This window comes from Methylocystis sp. sgz306128 (genome assembly GCF_056032725.1).
Window position 1 is genome coordinate 129,891 of record NZ_JBVYWO010000003.1, and the last position, 19,916, is coordinate 149,806.

Consider the following 19,916-nt stretch of genomic DNA (forward strand, 5'->3'; position numbering starts at 1 on the left):
TCCTTGTCCCTTTCCGAATCCGCAGCTTCGATCTAGTTTGAAACCATGACTCTTCATCTGATCAAACTTTGCGTCGGCGCCGATTCCATTGCCGATCTCGACCGCTACATGGCCGAGCGCCGCGCCGCCAAGGAACGCCTCGGCGAAGCCTATGAGGCCATGCACACCACCCGGATGGTGCCCAAGCGCCTGGACGAAATACTGGACGGCGGCTCGCTTTACTGGGTCATCAAGGGGCAGATCATGGCGCGCCAGCGCCTGACCGCCATCCGGCCCTTCACGGCAAGCGACGGCATCACACGCTGCGACCTCGTCATGGACCCGGTTGTCGTTCCGGTGCAGCCGCGCCCCTGCCGCCCATTTCAGGGCTGGCGCTATCTCGCCCAATCCGATGCCCCGCCTGATCTCGATGCCAATGTTCCCGCCGACATGCCAGAAAAACTGCGCCGGGAACTTGCCGCGCTGGGCTTGCTCTAGCCTGCCGCGTTCTCACGCCCGCCCTGAGCGATCCTTCTCCTTCGCGAGAAGGATAGATTTATCGCATTTCTGGCGTTTCAACCTCATGAAAACGTGCGGCTTTCTCCTCCCGACGGACGCTTCCCCGCATCCTTCGACAAGCTCAGGATGAAGAGGTCAGTCAGAATGGGCAAATCGCGCAGGCTGAGATCGGAGAAAATGGCCACCGTCGGGCTTTTCGCCCGCCGATAAATGCGCGGGTGATCGCCAAAAGCTGACGCATGCTTCTGAATGAAAACGTAATGCTCTGGGCATTTCCGCCAAAGCGGGAAAGCCGTTCACCCCAAATAAAAAGGCCCCTTCCGGGGCCTTTTTGATCAATCACTTGATCTTAGTTTCCTTGAATTCGACATGCTTGCGCACAACCGGATCATATTTCTTGAAGGTGAACTTCTCGGTCTTGGTGCGGGCGTTCTTCTTGGCAACGTAGAAGAAACCGGTATCTGCCGTCGAAAGCAGCTTGATCTTGATCGTGGCGGCCTTTGCCATGGTATTGGTCCTTAAAATGAAACGGGCACAGGCCCAACAAGGCGGCAGCACCGCCTCTTTAACGAGTGCGGGCAAAATACGGATTTGACGCGCAATGTCAAGCCGCTAAAGCTCAACCCTCTGCCATTTGCCGCGGCTTTCAAAAAAGAACGGCACCGGCACATAAGGCGCCATGCGGCGCGCAAGCCGCGCATCGAGCTCATCGAGCACAACCCGGGTGATGGTGGGCAGATCCAGCGCACGCGCCTGCGCCAGAGGCACCCAGACCAGTTCCGTCAATTCCGAATCGGGGCCGACAATCCCTTCAACGCGATGCGCAATGGCTCCGGCATCGGCACAAAAAAACCGCGCATCGAACCTTTTGGGTCTTTTGGGCGGTGTGATTGCCCGGGCAATCAGATGAAAATCCTCCAGAGACGGATAGACGCCCGCTGCCGCAAACTGCGCCCACGGCCCCGCCGGAACGCGCTCAGGCGGGCCAAAATCCCGGGTGCCGAGCATCAGGCCGGTTTCCTCGAAGGTCTCGCGCACGGCAGCCAGCGCCAAAGCGCGGGCTTTGGCGGCCGACGGGCGCTGCATGCGCGCCATGAGCCGCTCTTCCACATGGGCGGGCAAGGCGCCCGCAACATTCATCGCATAATCGGCGCGCTCGATACGCCCGCCGGGAAACACGAATTTGCCCGGCATGAACTTATGTCCGTCATGCCGCCTGCCCATCAGCACGCTCGGCGAAGTCCCGCTGTTATCCAGCAGGATGAGGGTTGCGGCATCCTTCGGGCGCTGATTGGGCCAGAGCCGGGCCCGCTCCGCTTCGTTCAGGCGCAGCGTCGGTTCATTCACGAAGCGACCCCGGCCGTATTGGCGTCCGGCAGGCCGAAGCCATGCATCTTCGCCGCCCATTGCAGGCCGACGAGGGCACCCTTCATTTTTGGCAGCAGCCAGAGCGAAAGCACGATGGTCAGCAGCGGCCAGACGGAAAAATTGAACCAGTTCGGCACCGGATCGAAATATTCCTCGCCATACAGAATGCCGGCCACGACGATATGACCAACAACGAAAATCGTCATGTAGGGCGCGGCGTCGTCCGAGCGCTGGTGCGAGAGATTTTCGCCGCAATTCGGGCAATTGTCGCACACCTTAAGGTAGGCGCGGAACAGCCGCCCCTCGCCGCAATGCGGACATTTGCCGAAAAACCCGCGCCGGATCGATTGCCACATCTCACGCGGGGCAGCGACCTGCGACGGCTCGGTTACGTAGGACATATCATCGTCTCCTTGATCTGTGCCTCTCCTTAGCCCGTTCATTTGGCCGAACAAAAGCTGACTTATGGTCGCGGGGGCGGGATTTATTGCCATGTGGCGAAAACGTCCCCTCGCTGAGCATCTCAAACCGCAAAGCCCCGGCTATCGGCGCCGCCTCGACGAGACGCACCTCCACCCTGTCGCCAAGCCGGTGCGTCTCACCGGTGCGCGTTCCCGTGAGGCTGTGGCTGGATTCGTCATAGCTGTAATAGTCAGCGCCCAAAGTCGCCGCCGGAATGAAACCGTCTGCGCCCGTCACATCCAGCTTGACGAAAAGACCGACGCGGGTCACACCGGCGATGCGGCCATGGAAGCTGGCGCCCACCTTGTCCTGCATATAGGCGGCAATAAGCCGGTCGATGGTCTCGCGTTCCGCCGTCATGGCGCGCCGCTCGGCGATGGATATCTGCTCCGCTATCTCCGGAAGATGCGGGAATTCGCTGTCCTTGAGGCCGTCATCGCCGAATTTGAGGGCGCGGATGAGCGCACGGTGCACAATGAGATCGGCATAACGGCGTATCGGCGACGTAAAATGCGCATAGCGGCGCAGGTTGAGGCCGAAGTGACCATAATTCTGCGTCACATATTCGGCCTGCGCCTGCGAGCGCAAAACCACCTCATTGACCAGATGCTCGTTTTCCGTCCCCTTGACCCGCTCAAGAATTTCATTGAACTGGGCTGCGCGCATCACCTGCCCCTTGGCCAGCTTGATGCCGATGGAGGCAAGAAATTCTGCAAGATTGTTGATCTTCTCGAGGCTTGGCTCGTCATGCGCCCGATAAATCAGCGGTATGCGCGCCTCCTCCAATGTTTCCGCCGCGCAGACATTGGCCAGAATCATGAAGTCCTCGATCAGGCGATGCGCATCAAGCCGCTCGGGAACGGTGACGCGCTCCACCGAGCCATCCGGAGCAAGCACCAGTTTGCGCTCCGGCAGGTCAAGCTCCAGCGGCTGACGCTGGGCCCTGGCCACGCCCACCACGCGATAAGCCTCGTACAGCGGCTTCAGCACGTCGCCGAACAGAGGGCCGGTCACGTCGTCCGGTGTGCCGTCCATGGCGGCCTGAGCCTGCGCATAAGCCAGTTTGGCGGCCGACCTCATCATGATGCGATGAAAACTATGGTGCTTCTTGCGTCCATCCGGCCCGATAACCATGCGCACGGCCAGCGCGGGCCGGTCCTCGCCCACGCGCAGCGAGCACAGATCGTTGGAAATCCGCTCCGGCAGCATCGGCACGACACGATCAGGAAAATAAACGGAATTGCCGCGCTCCAGCGCCTCGCGGTCGAGCGCTGAACCACTGCGCACATAGGCCGCGACATCGGCAATGGCGACCGTGACGATGTACCCGCCGAAATGATCGGGATCAGCCTGAGCAAAAACCGCGTCGTCATGATCCTTGGCATCTGGCGGATCTATGGTGACAAGCGGAATCTTGCGCCAGTCCTCGCGTCCGGCCATGGAGGCGGGCTGCGCCTCCTCTGCCGCCTTCAGCGTCGCGGCGCTGAACACATTGGGTATATTGTGCGTATGAATGGCGATAAGGCTGATCGCCCGCTCCGAATTGAGCGAGCCAAGCCGCTCGCGCACCTTGGCGCCCGGCAGGCCAAAACGGCCGTTGCGCACCAGATCCACCGCCACAAGATCGCCGTCGGCGGCCTCCAGCGTATCGCCCTCGGCCACCAGCAGTTCCTTACCCTGCGCCTTCTTCTCCACGGGTACGATGCGCCCGCCTGCGCCCGGTCCCGCCCGGTAAACGCCCAGCACCTGTGTGCGGGCCTTCGGCAGAATCTTGATCACGCGGGCGACAAAGGCAGGCTGGCCTTTTTCAACATGCCGCTGCGGCTCGACACGCAACAAAACACGATCCCCCACGCCGGGGGCGGGTGCATCCGGCCTGGCGCGACGCGGCACATGCACCAGAATGCGCGGCCGCTTGCCCTGTGCTTCATCCCAATCCACCGGAAAGGCATAAAGTTCGCCATCGTCATCGCGGCCCTTGACATCGGCCAGCACCACAGGCGGCAAAGCGCCTGTCTTCACCAATGCGCGGTTGCGCTGCTCCAGCAGACCTTCGGATTCCATCTCCTTCAGGAGATGTTTGAGAAAAATGCGGGCATCGCCCTTGATGCCGAATGCCTTGGCGATTTCCCGCTTGCCGATCTTGCCGCCGTGGCTTGCGCCCGGCAGGGCCTTCTCCCGCGCGACGAATGCGAGAATATCCTCGCGGCTCGGCAAGGCCGATTTCTTCTCATTGGGCTTTTTGTCTTTTATCACGGTTCGCCTCGCTGAAGCCTGAGCTTTGCCCAATAATCAAGCCGTTTTCTGATCTCGCGCTCAAAGCCCCGCTCGACCGGATGGTAAAGCTCGACACGGCCCAGCGCATCCGGAAAATAATTCTGCCCGGAAAAGGCCTCGGGCTGATCGTGATCATAGAGATAGCCTTCGCCATAGCCTTCATTACGCATGAGACTGGTCGGCGCGTTGAGAATGACCTTCGGCGGCATCAGCGAGCCATGTTCGCGCGCAAGCTGCATGGCCGATTTGAATGCCGAATAAACAGCATTGGATTTTGGCGCGCAGGCCACATAGACCACCGCCTGCGCCAAAGCCAGTTCGCCCTCGGGCGAACCCAGAAACTCGAAAGTGTCCTTGGCGGCGAGGGCTATCTGCAACGCCTGCGGATCGGCAAGGCCGACATCCTCGCTGGCCATGCGCACCACTCTCCGGGCGATGAACAGGGGATCTTCCCCCGCCACCAGCATCCGCGCCAGATAATAAAGCGCCGCGTCGGGGTCCGAACCGCGCACCGTTTTGTGCAGGGCCGAGATCAGGTTGTAATGGCCCTCTTGCGCCTTGTCATAGATCGGCGCGCGGCGCTGCACCACTTCAGCCAGACCGGCCGTATCGAAAACCTCACCCTCGCGGGCGGCGCGCCAGACCTCTTCGGCCAGCGTCAGGGCCGCGCGCCCGTCGCCATCGGCCATGCGCACCAAAGCCGCGCGCGCATCGGCGCCGAGCGGCAGACTCTTGCCCTCCGCGCCTTCGGCGCGCTCCAGCAACTGATACAGAGCCGCCTCGTCCAGCGACCTGAAGGTCATGACGCGCGCGCGCGACAACAGCGCAGCATTGAGTTCAAACGACGGATTTTCCGTGGTCGCGCCAATCAGCACCACCGTGCCGTCCTCCATCACGGGCAGGAAGCTGTCCTGCTGGCTGCGGTTGAAACGGTGAATCTCGTCCACGAACAGCAAAGTGCCCTGCCCGGTCAGCCTGCGGGCGCGCGCTTCGTCAAACACCTTCTTGAGTTCGGCCACGCCGGAAAAAATCGCCGAAATCTGCACGAAGGCCAGTTTCGTCTCATGCGCCAGAAGGCGCCCGACCGTCGTCTTGCCGGTTCCCGGCGGGCCCCAGAAAATCAGGCTGCCCAGAGATCTGGTGCGCAGCAACCGCGTCAGCGCCCCTTCCGGCCCGAGCAGGTGCTGCTGCCCCGAGACCTCGCCCAGACTCTGCGGCCGCAGACGATCGGCCAGCGGACGCGGTGCCTCCGCCGCCAAACCTGCCACTGAAAAAAGATTACTCATGCGAACAGCTTAGCGCCAAACCGCCGATAAAACCACTCATCCGCCGAAAACCGATGTAAACACCTGCCCGTGCCGGTTGATTGTCAGCTTCCAGTAGGAACGCCGCGACGCCGTCGCCGATGTTATTTCTGCCGTATTCTGCATCCTGACGCCATTAATGGCGACAATGACGTCGCCTTTCTGGACGCCGAGATCATCGGCGATCGAGCCAGTCTGCACCTCGGAGACAGCAACGCCGTCCGCGACGGTGTCGATGGACATGTCTTCGGCCACCGCAGGCGAAATATTGATCAGCACCGCACCGGTCAGCGGCGATTCGCCCTTGATCCGCACCGGATCGCGCGGCGGCACCTCCGGCGCCGCCATCATCCGCAAGGTCAGCATCGCCGGCTTGCCGGAGCGCATGACCTTCAGTTCGGCGGTGCTGCCAAGCGGCTGTGTTCCAAGCCGAAAACCAAAGGCTTCCGGATCGTCGATCGCATGGCCATTGACCTCGGTCACCACATCGCCCACCTTCAACCCGGCCTCGGCGGCAGGGCTCCTGGCGCTGACATTGGTGACCAGCGCGCCGCTCGGTCTGTCCAGCCCGAGACTGTCCGCCACATCTTTGGTCAGGGTCTGGGTCTTTGCGCCCACCCAGGGACGGCGCACCTTGGTCAACCCACTCCGCGCCGCGGCAACCACAGTGCGCACCATATTCACCGGAATGGCGAAACCGATACCGTTTGAACCACCGGATTTCGAGTAAATCGCTGAATTGATGCCCACTAATCTGCCGCTCATATCCACCATCGCACCGCCCGAATTTCCGGGGTTAATCGCGGCATCGGTCTGGATGAAAAACTGGTAATCATTCGCGCTGACCTGCGTGCGCGCCAATGCAGAGATGATGCCCTGCGTCACGGTCTGGCCGACGCCGAACGGGTTGCCAATGGCGATAATGAAATCCCCCACCTGCAGCGTATCGGAGTCGCCCATTTCCATGGCCGGAAAGCCGCCCCCATCTTTGATGCGCAGCACGGCGAGGTCGGAATGCGGATCACGCAGAACGATCTGGGCCGGAAACTCGCGTTTATCCCCCAGCGCCACCTTCACATCGGTCATGCCCTCGATGACATGATAATTGGTCACGATCAGGCCATCCGGATCGACAATGACGCCGGAACCCAGCGATTGCGCCGTAGGTCCGCCGGGGCGCTGGCCATTCCCCAGTCCAAAAAACTGCCGGAAGAACGGATCGTCGAACAGCGGATTATGGCCGCTCTGGTCCGTGCGCGAAGCGTAGACATTCACCACGGCCGGCTGCACTTTCCTCACCAGCGGGGCGAAGGAATATTTCACCTGCGCCGGACTCTCTGGCACGACCGAAGGCTGAGCGGCAGCCGGAAGCGTCAAAGCTGCAACGGCCAATAATCCCGCACCGATCCAACCCGTCCATTTCATGAAATTCTCCTGCTCTGCGTTCGAGTGCGTTGCGCTTGGGCGGAAACATCGCGAACGTCTGCTTTCCCCATTTGAATGGAGAGAGAGTGATTCAGTGTAAACACAACAGGCCATAGAGATAGGCACGAATTCAGTCAAAAAAAAGGGCGGCCCGAAGACCGCCCCATTACAATTCTGTCATCAGACTCAGGCTGCCTCGGCCTCGGCCTTGACCTGAACCGGGCCCGAATCCTTGCCCTTGGCCTCGACGTCCCGGTCGACAAACTCAATGACGGCAAGAGCCGCATTGTCGCCATAACGGAAACCAGCCTTCAGAACGCGCAGATAACCGCCGTGGCGATCCTTGTAACGCGGGCCGAGCACATCGATCAGCTTCTTGACGAGATCGGCATCGCGCAGCTGCGAAATAGCCTGACGGCGTGCATGCAGGTCGCCGCGCTTGCCGAGCGTGACCAGCTTTTCGACGACGGGGCGCAGATCCTTGGCCTTCTCCAGCGTGGTAACAATCTGCTCATGCTTGATCAGGGCCTGCGCCATATTAGCGAACATTGCCTTGCGGTGCTCGGCGGTACGGCCGAAACGACGAAATCCTCTACCGTGATACATTGGCTACTCCTTGAAGGTTACGCCCGCCGTGCCACGGTACGGGCGTTCTTTATCACCCTCCCCTCCATGGGGGGGGGGCAAAAATCAATAATGCTCTTCGAACCTCTTGGCGAGATCCTCTATGTTTTCCGGCGGCCAGCCCGACACTTCCATGCCGAGGTGCAGACCCATCTGCGCCAGCACTTCCTTGATTTCGTTCAAGGACTTGCGGCCAAAATTCGGCGTGCGGAGCATCTCTGCTTCCGATTTCTGGATGAGATCGCCGATATAGACGATATTGTCGTTCTTTAGGCAGTTGGCCGAACGGACCGAAAGCTCGAGTTCGTCCACCTTCTTGAGCAGGGCCGGATTGAAAGCCAGCTCCGGAATAGCCGAGGCAACTTCTTCCTTCTTTGGCTCTTCGAAGTTCACGAAGACATTGAGCTGATCCTGCAGGATACGCGCCGCATAAGCCACGGCATCCTCAGGCGTCAGCGACCCGTCGGTCTCGATCTGCATGGTGAGCTTGTCATAGTCGAGCACCTGTCCGGAACGGGTGTTTTCGACGCGATAGCTGACCTTCTTGACCGGGGAATACAGGCTGTCGACCGGAATAAGGCCGATCGGCGAATCTTCCGAGCGGTTGCGGTCAGCAGGAACATAGCCCTTGCCGGTGTTCACGGTGAATTCGATGCGGATATCGGCACCCTCGTCGAGCGTGCAGATCACGACTTCCGGGTTGAGAACCTGCACGTCGCCGGTGGTGGCAATATCGCCCGCGGTAACGACGCCGGGACCATGCTTTTTCAGCACCAGACGCTTCGGGCCTTCGCCCTGCATCTTGATCGCAATGTCCTTCACGTTGAGGACAATGTCGGTCACGTCCTCGCGGACGCCGGGAATCGAAGAGAATTCGTGCAGCACGCCATCGATCTGAATGGCCGTTACGGCAGCGCCCTGCAGCGAAGAGAGCAGGATGCGACGCAGGGAATTTCCGAGCGTCTGGCCATAGCCCCGCTCAAGCGGTTCTGCGACGACAGTGGCGAAGCGCTTGGGATCGTCGCCAACGACAACCTCAAGCTTGTTCGGCTTAATCAGTTCTTGCCAATTTTTCTGGATCACGACGGCACCTTATCTGTGCGCAAGAGGCATATCGGTTCGTCAACCCTGGCCCCAAGCTGTCGGAGAATAAAGGACGGCCAATGCCCGTCGGCACTGGCCGCTTCGCAATAGAAATATCAGACGCGGCGACGCTTGCGGGGACGGCAGCCGTTATGCGGGATCGAGGTCACGTCGCGGATCGAGGTCACGGTGAAGCCCGCAGCCTGAAGCGCGCGCAATGCCGATTCACGGCCCGAACCCGGACCGCAGACTTCCACTTCAATGGTGCGCACGCCATGCTCGGCGGCCTTTTTAGCGGCATCTTCAGCAGCCATCTGAGCAGCAAAGGGGGTCGATTTACGTGAACCCTTGAAACCCATCGTGCCGGCCGAGGACCACGAAATCGTGTTGCCCTGCGCATCGGTGATGGTGATCATGGTGTTGTTGAATGTCGAGTTCACATGGGCAACGCCCGATGCGATATTCTTGCGTTCGCGGCGGCGGACGCGTGTTGCTTCTTTTGCCATAGTCTCTTTTTCCTATCCTTCAGACGCGCCCGTCATTCCAGGCGCTGGGGATTTCTTACTTCTTCTTGCCGGCGATCGGCTTGGATTTGCCCTTGCGGGTACGCGCATTGGTCGACGTGCGCTGACCGCGAACCGGCAGGCCGCGGCGGTGGCGCAGGCCGCGGTAGCAGCCAAGATCCATAAGGCGCTTGATGTTCATCGCCACTTCACGGCGCAGATCGCCCTCAACCATGTAGTCGCGGTCAATGGTCTCGCGGATCTGCAAAACCTCGGCATCCGAAAGCTGCGCGACGCGGCGATCAGCGGCAATATTCACCTTCTGGCAAATTTCCTCGGCCTTTTTGGGGCCAATGCCGTGAATATATTGCAACGCGATCAGAACGCGCTTGTTGGTCGGAATATTAACACCAGCTATACGTGCCACTTTTTACACTCCATGTGCGCCGGAATATCCGGCAGGGATGAAACCACGTCCGGTGGAGGCCGGCCCTTGTGGTAACGACAAAAAGAGCGCTTTTCCCCTGCAGTGCAGGGAAGCGCTCATTTGCAGATGCGCGTTCCTAGTTGCTTTCGCAGCGCGCGTCAAGCCTTACGATAAAATTTTGTCAATCGCTGCCGATACTTGCTCAATCGGAGCCATGCCATCGACCGTCTTGAGCTGCCCCTGTCCCGCATAATAGGCGGAGACAGGCGCAGTCTGCGCGCGATAGGCCTCGAGCCGGATCTTGAAGCTCTCGGCATTGTCATCGGCGCGGACAGTTCCGCCCGCGGCCAGCGTTTCCGCCACGCGCTTTTCGATGCGGGCGAGCAAGGCCGCTTCATCCACCTTGAGTTCGATCACGGCATCGAGCTTCATCTTCTTGCCGTCCAGCATCCTGCCCAAAGCCTCGGCCTGAGCGACCGTGCGCGGAAAGCCATCAAGAATGAAACCGTTGTGCGCGTCCGGCTCCTCGATGCGGTCAGCGACAATGCCGACCACAATCTCGTCCGACACAAGCTGCCCGGCATCCATCACCGACTTCGCTTTCAAGCCGACAGGCGTCCCGGCCTTCACGGCGGCGCGCAGCATGTCGCCGGTGGAAAGCTGCGGAATTTTATATTTCTCAACCAGACGCTGCGACTGTGTACCCTTGCCTGCCCCCGGCGGACCCAGAAGAATGAGTCTCATTTTCTTTTACCCCGCAATTTTGCCTTCTTGACGAGGCCTTCATATTGATGCGCCTGCAGGTGCCCATGAATCTGAGCCACTGTGTCCATCATGACGCTGACCAGAATCAGCAGCGATGTGCCGCCAAAATAGAACGGCAGCGCTGCATAGGAAATCAGCACTTCGGGTATAAGACAAATGAAGGCCACATAGAGCGCGCCAATCACGGTGATGCGGGTGAGCACCTTGTCGATGAACTGCGCCGTCTTCTCGCCGGGACGGATACCGGGAATGAAACCGCCGTATTTCTTCAGATTGTCGGCGGTATCAACCGGGTTAAACACGCTCGCCGTGTAGAAAAACGAGAAGAAAATGATCAGCGCGACATAAAGCAGCATATACAGCGGCCGCCCATGACCGAGGTATGTTGCAATGAGCCCAAGGAAACCTGTTCCGCTGGTCTGGGCGAAATTGGCGATTGTGGTCGGCAGGAGCAGAAGACTCGAAGCGAAAATCGGCGGAATCACGCCTGACGTATTCAGCTTGAGCGGCAGGAACGACGTCTGGCCATCGAACACCTTGTTGCCGACCTGACGCTTCGGATAAGTCACCATCAGACGGCGCTGGGCGCGTTCCATGAACACGATGAAGCCGACAACGGCGATGGCCATCACCAGCGCACCGAGAATGATGCCGGTCGAAAGCGCGCCCTGACGGCCCAACTCCAGCGTATTGACAATGGCAACAGGCAATCCCGAAACAATGCCGGCAAAAATGATCAGCGAGGACCCGTTGCCCACACCGCGCGCGGTGATCTGCTCACCCAGCCACATCAGGAACATCGTGCCGCCCATCAGCGTGATCACGGTCGAAATGCGGAAGAAGAAGCCTGGATCAGCGACGACATTGGCCTGACCCTCAAGGCCTACGGCGATGCCCCAGGCCTGAAAGGCGGCCAGCACCACCGTGAGGTAGCGCGTATACTGATTGAGGGTTTTCCGGCCTGACTCGCCTTCCTTTTTGATTGCTTCCAACTGTGGCACAACGGATGTGAGCAACTGAATGATAATCGAAGCCGAAATGTAAGGCATGATGTTCAGGGCGAAAATCGCCATACGCTGCACCGCGCCGCCGGAGAACATGTTGAACATGCCGGCGATACCCTGGCTTTGCCCCTTGAAGCTCGCGGCAAATGCGGTCGGATCAATGCCCGGCAACGGAATATATGTCCCCAACCGATAGACGATCAGCGCACCTAACGTGAACCAAATCCGCTTTTTCAGCTCATCCGCCTTGGAAAAGGCGGAGAAATTGAGATTTGCCGCTAATTGTTCGGCTGCCGATGCCATCTTATCGCTCCAAATTGATCAAAAATCCGATCGTCTGCAACAAGCCCGGAATATCCGGGGATCGCGCTGACCGGAGACAGCCTCCCATATCACCCGGAAGCCCCTACATGCAAACGGGGCGACAAGGTTTCAACCCCACGCCCCGTTCCGATATTAATCACATTCGCGTCAACCGCAATGCTGCACAATCTCAGGCTTCTGCCTGACCCAGCAAGGTGATTGAACCGCCAGCCTTCTGAATGGCCTCGATCGCACCCTTGGACGCGCCCACCACTTCAAAAACCAGCTTGGCCTTGAGTTCACCCGAGCCGAGGATCTTGACGCCGTCACGCGGACGGGAGCAGATCCCAGCGGCGACAAGCGCCTCAACCGTCACAGGCTTCGACGCATCGAGCTTGCCCGAATCGACAGCCTCCTGAACGCGGCCAACATTGACCTCATTATAATCGGTGGCGAAGGGGTTCCAGAAACCGCGCTTCGGCAGACGGCGATGCAACGGCATCTGACCGCCTTCGAAGCCCTTGACGGCAACGCCCGAGCGAGCCTTCTGACCCTTGACGCCGCGACCACCGGTCTTGCCCTTGCCAGAGCCGATACCACGCCCAACGCGCATGCGCTTCTTGGACGAACCTGCATTATCTGAAATGCCATTGAGTCTCATGATGCTCTCCTCACTGGCCTTCAACGACGCGCACGAGGTGCGCAACCTTGGCAATCATGCCGCGAACCGCAGGCGTATCGACCAGAGTCGACCGGCGGCCAATCTTGTTCAGGCGCAGGGCCTTCAAGGTTGCGCGCTGATCGGCGGGACGACCGACGGGGCTGGCGGTCTGCTCGACCACAACGGATTTAACTGCTGAATTGCTCATCTGTGGCCTCACGAATCAGCTGAATCCGCGTCAACGCCCTGACGGCGCGACTGGATGGTTGAAACCTTGAGGTTACGGCGAGCCGCAACAGCGCGAGGGCTGTCTTCGTGCTTGAGCGCATCGAAGGTCGCACGGACCATGTTGTAAGGGTTCGAAGAACCCTGACTCTTGGCCACTACGTCATGCATGCCCAGCGTCTCGAACACAGCGCGCATCGGACCGCCGGCAATAATGCCGGTACCAGCCGGAGCCGCCCGCAGAATGACGCGCCCGGCGCCATGACGGCCGTTCACATCGTGATGCAGAGTGCGGCCTTCGCGCAGCGGCACGCGGATGAGGCCGCGCTTGGCAGCTTCAGTTGCCTTGCGTATCGCTTCCGGAACTTCACGAGCCTTGCCGTGACCGAAACCAACCCGACCCTTCTGGTCGCCTACAACGACGAGAGCGGCAAAACCAAAACGGCGGCCACCCTTGACCACCTTGGCCACACGATTAATGTGCACCAGACGATCAACAAATTCACTTTCGACTTTTTCGCGTTCACGATCGCGTCCGCGACCGCCGCCTTCACCTTCACGTGCCATTTTAAAATCCGTCACTTAACGCGGAAATTCCGCTCGCTTCGAAAGCAGGAGAGCCTCCCCTGCAACAAAGATAACCCCGCTACAAACGGGATTATCGCTTTTTTAGAAGTTCAGGCCACCCTCACGGGCACCTTCAGCCAGAGCCTTCACCCGGCCGTGATAATTATAATTGCCACGGTCGAAGACAACCGCCTCAATGCCTGCAGCCTTGGCGCGTTCGGCAATTAGCTTGCCGATGAGCTTGGCGGCGTCGACATTGGCGCCGGTCTTCAACTGCTCGCGGTTCGCCTTTTCCAGCGTCGAGGCGGAAGCCAGCGTCACGCCATTCTCATCATCGATGATCTGGGCATAAATCTGCTTCGACGAACGAAACACCGAAAGACGCGGGCGACCATAGGCCCGGGCCCGGATCGAGCGACGGACACGCGCCTTGCGGCGTTCTCCGGCTTGTACATCCTTTGCCATATTGGCCACTCCTTACTTCTTCTTGCCTTCCTTGCGGAAGATGAATTCGCCCACGTATTTGACGCCCTTGCCCTTATAGGGTTCAGGACCGCGATAAGCGCGCACTTCGGCAGCCACCTGTCCGACCTGACGCTTGTCAATGCCGGAAATGGTGATTTCCGTCGGCTTCGGCGTCACGATCGAGATACCATCCGGAATCGGATAGTTTACATCGTGGCTGTAGCCGAGCGACAGGCTCAGGTTCTTACCGACGACGGCAGCCTTGTAGCCCACGCCGTTGATCTCGAGCTTCTTTTCGAAACCGGAGCTGACGCCAACCACCAGGTTGTTGATCATCGAACGCGACATGCCCCAGAGGGCGCGGGCGCGCTTGCTGTCGGAACGCGGGTCAACCGAAACGGCCCCGCCTTCCATTGTTACGGACACGTCATCCGGAACCACAAAGGACAATTCGCCCTTCGAGCCCTTGACGACGACTTTCTGGCCTTCCAGACGGGCGGTCACGCCCGCGGGAACTGCAACCGGCTTCTTACCGACACGAGACATTGTTCAATCCCTCTCTATCGTTAGAAGACTTTGCAGAGAACTTCGCCACCGACATTATGTTCGCGGGCGGAGTGATCTGCCATAACGCCTTTCGGCGTCGAGACGATGGTGATGCCGAGACCATTCGCCACACGGGGCAAATTGTCCACAGCGGCGTAAACACGACGGCCCGGCTTCGAGACACGCTCGATTTCGCGGATGACCGGCTGTCCATCGAAATATTTCAGTTCGATTTCAAACTCGGTGCGGCCGTTGCCGAATTCCGTGGTCGAATAACCGCGGATGTAACCTTCCTGCTGCAGCACGTCGAGAACGTGCGCACGGATCTTGGAACCGGGAGTCGAAACCCTGTTCTTGCGACGCATACCGGCATTACGGATGCGTGTGAGCATATCGCCCAACGGATCTGTCATTGACATGGGTTAGCTCCTACCAGCTCGATTTCACCAGCCCCGGAATCAGGCCCTTGTTGCCCAATTCACGAAGCGCAATACGTGACATCTTCAGCTTGCGGTAAAAGGCGCGCGGACGGCCTGTAACCTCACAACGGTTGATGACACGATTGACCGCCGAATTTCTCGGCAGTTCGGCGAGTTTCAGACGAGCGGTGAACTGCTCCTCCATGCTCAGGCTCTTGTCGTTGGCGATAGCCTTCAACTTTGCCCGCTTGCCAGCATATTGCTTGACCAGCTTCTTGCGATGATTGTTGTTTTCAATCGCGCTTTTCTTAGCCATAAATATTGACCCTCAGGTTGCCGCGTTTGAGCGAGAGCTCACTGCCGGAACGGAAAGTTAAACGCCCGCAGGAGCGCGCGCGCTTCTTCATCTGTCTTGGCCGAGGTGCAGACAATAATGTCCATACCCAGGTTGGCCTCAGCCTTGTCATAATCAATTTCAGGGAAAATGATATGCTCTTTGATACCGAGGGCATAATTGCCACGGCCATCAAAAGACTTCGGATTCAGGCCGCGAAAATCTCGCACGCGCGGCAGGGCCACGGTCACGAGACGGTCGAGGAATTCGTACATCTGCGCCTGACGCAGCGTGACCTTGGCGCCGATCGGCATATTCTCGCGCAGTTTGAACGTCGAGATTGCCTTGCGTGCACGGGTAATCACCGGCTTCTGGCCGGAGATGAGCGCGAGATCGGCTGCAGCCGACGTCACCTTCTTGGTGTCGTTGACCGCGTCGCCCACGCCCATGTTGAGCACGATCTTCTCGATCTTCGGCACTTCCAGCGCATTCTTGTACCCGAACTGCTCAACCATCTGCTGGCGGATCTGCTCGAGATAGAGCTTCTTCATGCGCGGCACATAATCCGCAGGCATGGCCGAAGCCGCACTGGTGTTTTCAATAGCAATGCTGCCGCGCGCAACTTTTTCAGCGCCAGCAGCCGGAGCCTTGGCGCCCTTCGGAGCAGCCTTGGCCTTCTTATCCTCAGCCATCGATCAAATCTCCTGAAGCTTTCGCGAAACGAACCTTGCGGCCATCTTCCAGCACCTTGAACCCAACGCGCGTTGCCTTGCCGGTCTTGGGATCGGCAATAGCCACGTTCGACAGATCGATCGGAGCTTCCTTGGTGATGATCCCGCCTTCCTGCGTCTGTGTCTGACGCTGATGACGCTTCACCAGATTGACGCCGCGCACGGTAGCGCGCCCTTCAGTCGGATTGACCGAAACAACTTCGCCCGACTTGCCCTTGTCGCGGCCAGCCAGGATGACGACCTTGTCGCCCTTTTTTATCTTGGCGGCCATTACAACACCTCCGGCGCGAGAGAAATAATCTTCATGTGGTTCTTGGCGCGCAACTCGCGCGGAACCGGGCCAAAGATGCGGGTGCCGATCGGCTCGGACTGATTGTTGATCAGAACCGCCGCATTATTGTCAAAACGGATCACTGACCCGTCGGTGCGGCGTATATCCTTAGCCACACGCACGACAACTGCCTTCATGACATCGCCCTTCTTCACGCGACCGCGTGGAATGGCCTCTTTGATGGACACAACAATAATATCGCCGACGCTCGCATACTTGCGTTTCGAGCCGCCCAATACCTTGATGCACATCACGCGCCGCGCGCCAGAATTATCGGCGACGTCGAGATTCGTTTGCATCTGAATCATGGTTTGCCTTCTCTCTCAGATCGGTTTCCGGCTGTCATGTCGCCATGCTTCCCCGGACTACGCCTGAAGGAGGCCAGAGGCCTCCTCGTGGTTATAAAGCCTTTAGACTATGGAACGAGTACAGTCCAACGCTTTAATTTTGAAATTGGCTTGGTTTCCTCGATGGAAACCGTGTCGCCAACCTTAAACGTCTTGTTTTCATCATGTGCATGGTAGTTCTTCGAACGACGCACCGTCTTTTTCAAGAGCGGATGAGTGAAACGACGCTCTACCTTCACAACGACGGTCTTGTCCTGCTTATCGCTGACAACAACGCCCTGCAAAATGCGCTTCGGCATGGTTTATCCTCTAATAACTTACGCCGATGCCTTCGACGCCTTGCGCTTTTGGGCGGCAAGGGTCTTGGCACGGGCAATCTCACGCCGAACGATGCGAACACGGGACGTGTTTTCGAGCTGTCCTGTAGCACGCTGGAAGCGCAAGTTAAACTGCTCTTTTTTCAAATTCAGAATTTCTTCCGAAAGCTGATCAACGGTCATGACCTTAAGATCAGAGAGGCGCTGCTTGTTTGACATATTCCTCTCTCCTATTCGGCAATACGTTGGATGAAGCGGGTCTTGATCGGCAGCTTGGCAGCAGCCAGCGTGAGCGCCTGACGCGCCACATCCAGCGGAACACCGTCCAGCTCGAACATGATACGGCCGGGGGCAACGCGGCATGCCCACAATTCTGGCGCACCCTTACCTTTACCCATACGCACTTCGGTCGGCTTCTTCGAAACCGGCACGTCAGGGAAAATCCGGATCCAGACGCGGCCGGCACGCTTCATATGGCGGGTCAGGGCGCGACGGGCGGCTTCGATCTGGCGCGCGGTAACACGCTCAGGTTCCATGGCCTTCAGGCCATACTGGCCGAAATTGAGTTCGGTTCCGCCCTTCGAAGCGCCGCGGATGCGACCCTTGAAGGCTTTCCTGAACTTTGTTCGCTTTGGCTGCAACATGTTCTCAACTCTTCAATTCTTGTGCTGCAGGGCCTTAGGCCGCATCACGGGGTTCACGTTCACGACGCGGGCGGCTGCTGGCGTTGCCGGAATTATCGCTCTCAGCCTGACGCTTGTCCTGCGCCATCGGATCATGCTCAAGGATTTCGCCCTTGAAGATCCAGACCTTGATGCCGCAGGTGCCATAAGCCGTATGGGCCGTTCCGACACCGTAGTCCACATCGGCGCGCAGCGTATGCAGAGGCACGCGGCCCTCGCGATACCACTCCAGCCGGGCAATTTCGGCACCGCCGAGACGGCCGGAGCAATTGATGCGGATGCCTTCAGCGCCAAGACGAATGGCCGACTGAACAGCCCGCTTCATGGCGCGGCGGAATGCAACGCGGCGTTCCAGCTGCTGAGCGATCGAATCCGCCACCAGGGTGGCGTCGACTTCCGGCTTGCGGACTTCGACAATGTTGATCACCACTTCCGACTTCGTCAGGCCAGCAACAAGCTTACGGATCTTGTCGATGTCAGCGCCCTTCTTGCCGATGACCACGCCCGGGCGTGCCGAATGAATGGTAACGCGGCACTTCTTGTGCGGACGCTCGATTATGATCTTGGAAATGGCAGCCTGTTTCAGCGCCTTCATCAGCACTTCGCGAATCTTCATGTCTTCATGAAGAAGCTGGCCATATTCACCCTTGTTCGCGAACCAACGCGAGTCCCACGTGCGGTTGATGCCGAGACGCAGACCGATTGGATTGACTTTCTGTCCCATATGTCTCTCCTCAGGCCGACTTGGCTTCAACTTCACGAACGACGATGGTCAGGTTCGAGAACGGCTTCTCGATCCGGCTGGCCCGGCCGCGCGCACGCGGGCTGAACCGCTTGAGAACCATGGCCTTGCCGACATAGGCCTCAGCGACGACGAGATCGTCGACATCGAGGCTATGGTTGTTCTCGGCATTGGCAATGGCGCTTTCCAGCGTCTTCTTGACATCATGGGCGATACGCTTGCGCGAGAAGGTCAGGTCGGCGAGAGCGCCGGAGACCTTCTTGCCACGGATCAACTGCGCGACAAGATTCAGCTTTTGCGGGCTGATGCGCACCATGCGCAAGACAGCCTTTGCTTCATTATCCTTCAGCGCACGCGGCGTTTTAGGCTTAGACATGATTTAGCCCCTCTTCGCCTTTTTGTCCGCGGCGTGACCCGTAAAGGTCCGTGTCGGGGCGAATTCACCAAACTTGTGACCGATCATCTCTTCGGAAACCTGCACCGGCACATGCTTATGGCCGTTATGGACACCGAAGGTCAGACCAACGAACTGCGGCAAGATCGTCGAGCGACGGCTCCAGATCTTGATAACTTCCGACCGCTTCGAGCTGCTGGCTGCATCCGCCTTCTTGAGCAGATAGCCATCAACGAATGGTCCCTTCCAGATTGAACGCGACATTCGTTAACCCTTCTTCTTGCGGTCGTGACGCGACACGACGATAAAGCGCGTTGTCGACTTATTACTGCGGGTCTTCTTACCCTTGGTCGGCTTGCCCCACGGCGTAACCGGATGACGGCCACCCGAGGTGCGGCCTTCACCACCACCGTGCGGATGGTCGACCGGGTTCATGGTCACGCCGCGGTTATGCGGCTTGTGGCCGAGCCAGCGGGCGCGACCGGCCTTGCCGAGGCTGGTGTTCATGTGGTCCGGATTGGATACCGCACCGATCGTGGCGAAGCACTGGCCATGGATGAGCCGCTGCTCGCCCGAGTTGAGGCGCAGAGACACATAACCCTGATCGCGGCCGACAATCTGAGCATAAGAACCGGCAGAGCGGGCGATTGCACCGCCACGGCCGATTTTCATCTCGACGTTGTGGACGATCGTGCCGACCGGAATATTGGCCAGCGGCATGGCATTTCCCGGCTTCACGTCAACCTGGTTGCCGGAGACGACCTCGTCGCCGACGCTAAGGCGCTGCGGCGCCAGAATATAAGCCAGTTCGCCATCATTATACTTGATGAGAGCGATGAAGGCTGTGCGGTTCGGGTCATATTCCAGACGCTCCACCACAGCCGGCGCATCAAGCTTGCGGCGCTTGAAGTCGACGATGCGGTAGGTCTGCTTGTGTCCGCCGCCACGGAAGCGAACGGTCACACGACCGAGATTGTTGCGACCACCCTTGGAAGACTTTCCTTCCGTGAGGGTCTTGACCGGCTTGCCCTTGTAGAGCTCGCTGCGGTCGACGATCACCAGCTGGCGCAGGCCCGGAGTGATCGGCTTGAAAGATTTCAGTGCCATTGAT

30 protein-coding genes are annotated in these 19,916 nt (G+C 59.0%); 1 reads left to right on the plus strand and 29 read right to left on the minus strand.

Features of this window, described 5'->3' with window-relative positions; translation table 11 throughout:
• Positions 1-45: 45 nt before the first annotated feature.
• Complete coding sequence (locus tag AC0N03_RS06655; protein ID WP_474287835.1) at positions 46-477, plus strand: DUF1489 family protein; 432 nt, start codon at positions 46-48, stop codon at positions 475-477.
• A gap of 360 nt (positions 478-837) precedes the next feature.
• Here the strand turns inward: AC0N03_RS06655 and rpmG are convergent, their stop codons facing one another.
• From rpmG to rplB, 29 genes are all read right to left on the minus strand, one after another.
• Entirely contained in the window at positions 838-1,005 is a 168-nt protein-coding gene (gene rpmG, locus AC0N03_RS06660) for a 50S ribosomal protein L33 (RefSeq protein ID WP_474287836.1), read from the minus strand.
• Positions 1,006-1,110: 105 nt separating this feature from the next.
• On the minus strand, positions 1,111-1,845 hold the full coding sequence (locus tag AC0N03_RS06665) for an NUDIX hydrolase (protein ID WP_474287838.1): 735 nt from the start codon (positions 1,843-1,845) through the stop codon (positions 1,111-1,113).
• The gene (locus AC0N03_RS06670) at positions 1,842-2,267 is read right to left on the minus strand and encodes a DUF983 domain-containing protein (RefSeq protein ID WP_474287839.1); all 426 of its coding nucleotides are present in this window, start codon (positions 2,265-2,267) and stop codon (positions 1,842-1,844) included. The genes AC0N03_RS06665 and AC0N03_RS06670 overlap by 4 nt, the downstream gene beginning before the upstream one ends.
• A 1-nt stretch (position 2,268) precedes the next feature.
• Positions 2,269-4,584, minus strand: coding sequence for a ribonuclease R (gene rnr, locus AC0N03_RS06675; protein ID WP_474287840.1), 2,316 nt, complete (start codon positions 4,582-4,584; stop codon positions 2,269-2,271).
• Positions 4,581-5,891, minus strand: coding sequence for a replication-associated recombination protein A (locus AC0N03_RS06680; protein WP_474287842.1), 1,311 nt, complete (start codon positions 5,889-5,891; stop codon positions 4,581-4,583). Before AC0N03_RS06680 ends, rnr begins: the two co-directional genes overlap by 4 nt.
• Before the next feature lie 36 nt (positions 5,892-5,927).
• Positions 5,928-7,334, minus strand: coding sequence for a DegQ family serine endoprotease (locus AC0N03_RS06685; protein ID WP_474287843.1), 1,407 nt, complete (start codon positions 7,332-7,334; stop codon positions 5,928-5,930).
• A 186-nt stretch (positions 7,335-7,520) separates the two neighbouring features.
• A complete protein-coding gene (rplQ, locus tag AC0N03_RS06690) occupies positions 7,521-7,940 on the minus strand; it encodes a 50S ribosomal protein L17 (protein ID WP_474287845.1) in 420 nt (139 codons plus the stop codon).
• Between the two features lie 84 nt (positions 7,941-8,024).
• Positions 8,025-9,041: a DNA-directed RNA polymerase subunit alpha gene (locus AC0N03_RS06695; RefSeq protein WP_474287846.1), complete on the minus strand. Its 1,017-nt coding sequence runs from the start codon at positions 9,039-9,041 to the stop codon at positions 8,025-8,027.
• A 116-nt stretch (positions 9,042-9,157) separates the two neighbouring features.
• A complete protein-coding gene (gene rpsK, locus AC0N03_RS06700; RefSeq protein WP_474287848.1) occupies positions 9,158-9,547 on the minus strand; it encodes a 30S ribosomal protein S11 in 390 nt (129 codons plus the stop codon).
• Positions 9,548-9,602: 55 nt separating this feature from the next.
• Positions 9,603-9,971, minus strand: coding sequence for a 30S ribosomal protein S13 (rpsM, locus tag AC0N03_RS06705; RefSeq protein WP_474287850.1), 369 nt, complete (start codon positions 9,969-9,971; stop codon positions 9,603-9,605).
• A 165-nt stretch (positions 9,972-10,136) separates the two neighbouring features.
• Positions 10,137-10,715 carry an adenylate kinase gene (locus tag AC0N03_RS06710; protein ID WP_474287852.1) on the minus strand — a complete coding sequence of 193 codons (579 nt, stop codon included), beginning with the start codon at positions 10,713-10,715 and terminating at the stop codon, positions 10,137-10,139.
• The gene (secY, locus tag AC0N03_RS06715; RefSeq protein WP_474287853.1) at positions 10,712-12,043 is read right to left on the minus strand and encodes a preprotein translocase subunit SecY; all 1,332 of its coding nucleotides are present in this window, start codon (positions 12,041-12,043) and stop codon (positions 10,712-10,714) included. The genes AC0N03_RS06710 and secY overlap by 4 nt, the downstream gene beginning before the upstream one ends.
• 190 nt (positions 12,044-12,233) lie before the next feature.
• A complete protein-coding gene (gene rplO, locus AC0N03_RS06720) occupies positions 12,234-12,704 on the minus strand; it encodes a 50S ribosomal protein L15 (RefSeq protein ID WP_474287854.1) in 471 nt (156 codons plus the stop codon).
• Positions 12,705-12,714: 10 nt separating this feature from the next.
• Complete coding sequence (gene rpmD, locus AC0N03_RS06725; protein WP_474287855.1) at positions 12,715-12,912, minus strand: 50S ribosomal protein L30; 198 nt, start codon at positions 12,910-12,912, stop codon at positions 12,715-12,717.
• Positions 12,913-12,920: 8 nt separating this feature from the next.
• Positions 12,921-13,496 carry a 30S ribosomal protein S5 gene (rpsE, locus tag AC0N03_RS06730; protein ID WP_474287856.1) on the minus strand — a complete coding sequence of 192 codons (576 nt, stop codon included), beginning with the start codon at positions 13,494-13,496 and terminating at the stop codon, positions 12,921-12,923.
• A 102-nt stretch (positions 13,497-13,598) separates the two neighbouring features.
• The gene (gene rplR, locus AC0N03_RS06735; protein WP_474287857.1) at positions 13,599-13,961 is read right to left on the minus strand and encodes a 50S ribosomal protein L18; all 363 of its coding nucleotides are present in this window, start codon (positions 13,959-13,961) and stop codon (positions 13,599-13,601) included.
• A gap of 12 nt (positions 13,962-13,973) precedes the next feature.
• The gene (rplF, locus tag AC0N03_RS06740; protein ID WP_474287859.1) at positions 13,974-14,507 is read right to left on the minus strand and encodes a 50S ribosomal protein L6; all 534 of its coding nucleotides are present in this window, start codon (positions 14,505-14,507) and stop codon (positions 13,974-13,976) included.
• Positions 14,508-14,527: 20 nt separating this feature from the next.
• Positions 14,528-14,926: a 30S ribosomal protein S8 gene (gene rpsH, locus AC0N03_RS06745; protein ID WP_474287860.1), complete on the minus strand. Its 399-nt coding sequence runs from the start codon at positions 14,924-14,926 to the stop codon at positions 14,528-14,530.
• A 10-nt stretch (positions 14,927-14,936) separates the two neighbouring features.
• The gene (gene rpsN, locus AC0N03_RS06750; protein ID WP_474287861.1) at positions 14,937-15,242 is read right to left on the minus strand and encodes a 30S ribosomal protein S14; all 306 of its coding nucleotides are present in this window, start codon (positions 15,240-15,242) and stop codon (positions 14,937-14,939) included.
• Between the two features lie 38 nt (positions 15,243-15,280).
• Positions 15,281-15,952, minus strand: coding sequence for a 50S ribosomal protein L5 (gene rplE / locus AC0N03_RS06755; protein WP_474287863.1), 672 nt, complete (start codon positions 15,950-15,952; stop codon positions 15,281-15,283).
• Entirely contained in the window at positions 15,945-16,262 is a 318-nt protein-coding gene (rplX, locus tag AC0N03_RS06760) for a 50S ribosomal protein L24 (protein ID WP_474287864.1), read from the minus strand. The genes rplE and rplX overlap by 8 nt, the downstream gene beginning before the upstream one ends.
• Positions 16,262-16,630, minus strand: a complete 369-nt coding sequence (gene rplN, locus AC0N03_RS06765) for a 50S ribosomal protein L14 (RefSeq protein ID WP_474287866.1) — start codon at positions 16,628-16,630, stop codon at positions 16,262-16,264. Before rplN ends, rplX begins: the two co-directional genes overlap by 1 nt.
• Positions 16,631-16,737: 107 nt before the next feature.
• Positions 16,738-16,968, minus strand: coding sequence for a 30S ribosomal protein S17 (gene rpsQ / locus AC0N03_RS06770; protein WP_474287868.1), 231 nt, complete (start codon positions 16,966-16,968; stop codon positions 16,738-16,740).
• 18 nt (positions 16,969-16,986) lie between these two features.
• On the minus strand, positions 16,987-17,205 hold the full coding sequence (gene rpmC / locus AC0N03_RS06775) for a 50S ribosomal protein L29 (protein ID WP_474287869.1): 219 nt from the start codon (positions 17,203-17,205) through the stop codon (positions 16,987-16,989).
• Between the two features lie 11 nt (positions 17,206-17,216).
• Positions 17,217-17,630 carry a 50S ribosomal protein L16 gene (gene rplP / locus AC0N03_RS06780; protein WP_474287870.1) on the minus strand — a complete coding sequence of 138 codons (414 nt, stop codon included), beginning with the start codon at positions 17,628-17,630 and terminating at the stop codon, positions 17,217-17,219.
• Positions 17,631-17,664: 34 nt separating this feature from the next.
• Positions 17,665-18,393 (minus strand): 30S ribosomal protein S3, encoded by a 729-nt coding sequence (rpsC, locus tag AC0N03_RS06785; RefSeq protein WP_474287871.1) that lies wholly within the window; start codon positions 18,391-18,393, stop codon positions 17,665-17,667.
• A gap of 10 nt (positions 18,394-18,403) precedes the next feature.
• The gene (gene rplV, locus AC0N03_RS06790; RefSeq protein WP_474287872.1) at positions 18,404-18,787 is read right to left on the minus strand and encodes a 50S ribosomal protein L22; all 384 of its coding nucleotides are present in this window, start codon (positions 18,785-18,787) and stop codon (positions 18,404-18,406) included.
• A gap of 3 nt (positions 18,788-18,790) precedes the next feature.
• A complete protein-coding gene (gene rpsS, locus AC0N03_RS06795) occupies positions 18,791-19,069 on the minus strand; it encodes a 30S ribosomal protein S19 (RefSeq protein ID WP_474287873.1) in 279 nt (92 codons plus the stop codon).
• Between the two features lie 3 nt (positions 19,070-19,072).
• Positions 19,073-19,912, minus strand: coding sequence for a 50S ribosomal protein L2 (rplB, locus tag AC0N03_RS06800; protein WP_474287874.1), 840 nt, complete (start codon positions 19,910-19,912; stop codon positions 19,073-19,075).
• Between the last annotated feature and the right edge of the window lie 4 nt (positions 19,913-19,916).

Bases quoted from the DNA above. Each gene is read 5' to 3' on its own strand.
- rplE (WP_474287863.1), bottom strand. From the start codon at position 15,952: ATGGCTGAGGATAAGAAGGCCAAGGCTGCTCCGAAGGGCGCCAAGGCT.
- AC0N03_RS06680 (WP_474287842.1), bottom strand. From the start codon at position 5,891: ATGAGTAATCTTTTTTCAGTGGCAGGTTTGGCGGCGGAGGCACCGCGT.
- rplP (WP_474287870.1), bottom strand. From the start codon at position 17,630: ATGTTGCAGCCAAAGCGAACAAAGTTCAGGAAAGCCTTCAAGGGTCGC.
- rplQ (WP_474287845.1), bottom strand. From the start codon at position 7,940: ATGTATCACGGTAGAGGATTTCGTCGTTTCGGCCGTACCGCCGAGCAC.
- AC0N03_RS06655 (WP_474287835.1), top strand. From the start codon at position 46: ATGACTCTTCATCTGATCAAACTTTGCGTCGGCGCCGATTCCATTGCC.
- rplX (WP_474287864.1), bottom strand. From the start codon at position 16,262: ATGGCCGCCAAGATAAAAAAGGGCGACAAGGTCGTCATCCTGGCTGGC.
- secY (WP_474287853.1), bottom strand. From the start codon at position 12,043: ATGGCATCGGCAGCCGAACAATTAGCGGCAAATCTCAATTTCTCCGCC.
- rpmG (WP_474287836.1), bottom strand. From the start codon at position 1,005: ATGGCAAAGGCCGCCACGATCAAGATCAAGCTGCTTTCGACGGCAGAT.
- rpsK (WP_474287848.1), bottom strand. From the start codon at position 9,547: ATGGCAAAAGAAGCAACACGCGTCCGCCGCCGCGAACGCAAGAATATC.
- rplR (WP_474287857.1), bottom strand. From the start codon at position 13,961: ATGGCAAAGGATGTACAAGCCGGAGAACGCCGCAAGGCGCGTGTCCGT.
- rpsE (WP_474287856.1), bottom strand. From the start codon at position 13,496: ATGGCACGTGAAGGTGAAGGCGGCGGTCGCGGACGCGATCGTGAACGC.
- rpmD (WP_474287855.1), bottom strand. From the start codon at position 12,912: ATGAGCAATTCAGCAGTTAAATCCGTTGTGGTCGAGCAGACCGCCAGC.
- rplB (WP_474287874.1), bottom strand. From the start codon at position 19,912: ATGGCACTGAAATCTTTCAAGCCGATCACTCCGGGCCTGCGCCAGCTG.
- rplF (WP_474287859.1), bottom strand. From the start codon at position 14,507: ATGTCTCGTGTCGGTAAGAAGCCGGTTGCAGTTCCCGCGGGCGTGACC.
- rpsS (WP_474287873.1), bottom strand. From the start codon at position 19,069: ATGTCGCGTTCAATCTGGAAGGGACCATTCGTTGATGGCTATCTGCTC.
- rpsH (WP_474287860.1), bottom strand. From the start codon at position 14,926: ATGTCAATGACAGATCCGTTGGGCGATATGCTCACACGCATCCGTAAT.
- AC0N03_RS06710 (WP_474287852.1), bottom strand. From the start codon at position 10,715: ATGAGACTCATTCTTCTGGGTCCGCCGGGGGCAGGCAAGGGTACACAG.
- rpsN (WP_474287861.1), bottom strand. From the start codon at position 15,242: ATGGCTAAGAAAAGCGCGATTGAAAACAACAATCATCGCAAGAAGCTG.
- rpsC (WP_474287871.1), bottom strand. From the start codon at position 18,393: ATGGGACAGAAAGTCAATCCAATCGGTCTGCGTCTCGGCATCAACCGC.
- rplV (WP_474287872.1), bottom strand. From the start codon at position 18,787: ATGTCTAAGCCTAAAACGCCGCGTGCGCTGAAGGATAATGAAGCAAAG.
- rplN (WP_474287866.1), bottom strand. From the start codon at position 16,630: ATGATTCAGATGCAAACGAATCTCGACGTCGCCGATAATTCTGGCGCG.
- rpmC (WP_474287869.1), bottom strand. From the start codon at position 17,205: ATGTCAAACAAGCAGCGCCTCTCTGATCTTAAGGTCATGACCGTTGAT.
- rplO (WP_474287854.1), bottom strand. From the start codon at position 12,704: ATGAGACTCAATGGCATTTCAGATAATGCAGGTTCGTCCAAGAAGCGC.
- rpsQ (WP_474287868.1), bottom strand. From the start codon at position 16,968: ATGCCGAAGCGCATTTTGCAGGGCGTTGTTGTCAGCGATAAGCAGGAC.
- AC0N03_RS06670 (WP_474287839.1), bottom strand. From the start codon at position 2,267: ATGTCCTACGTAACCGAGCCGTCGCAGGTCGCTGCCCCGCGTGAGATG.
- AC0N03_RS06685 (WP_474287843.1), bottom strand. From the start codon at position 7,334: ATGAAATGGACGGGTTGGATCGGTGCGGGATTATTGGCCGTTGCAGCT.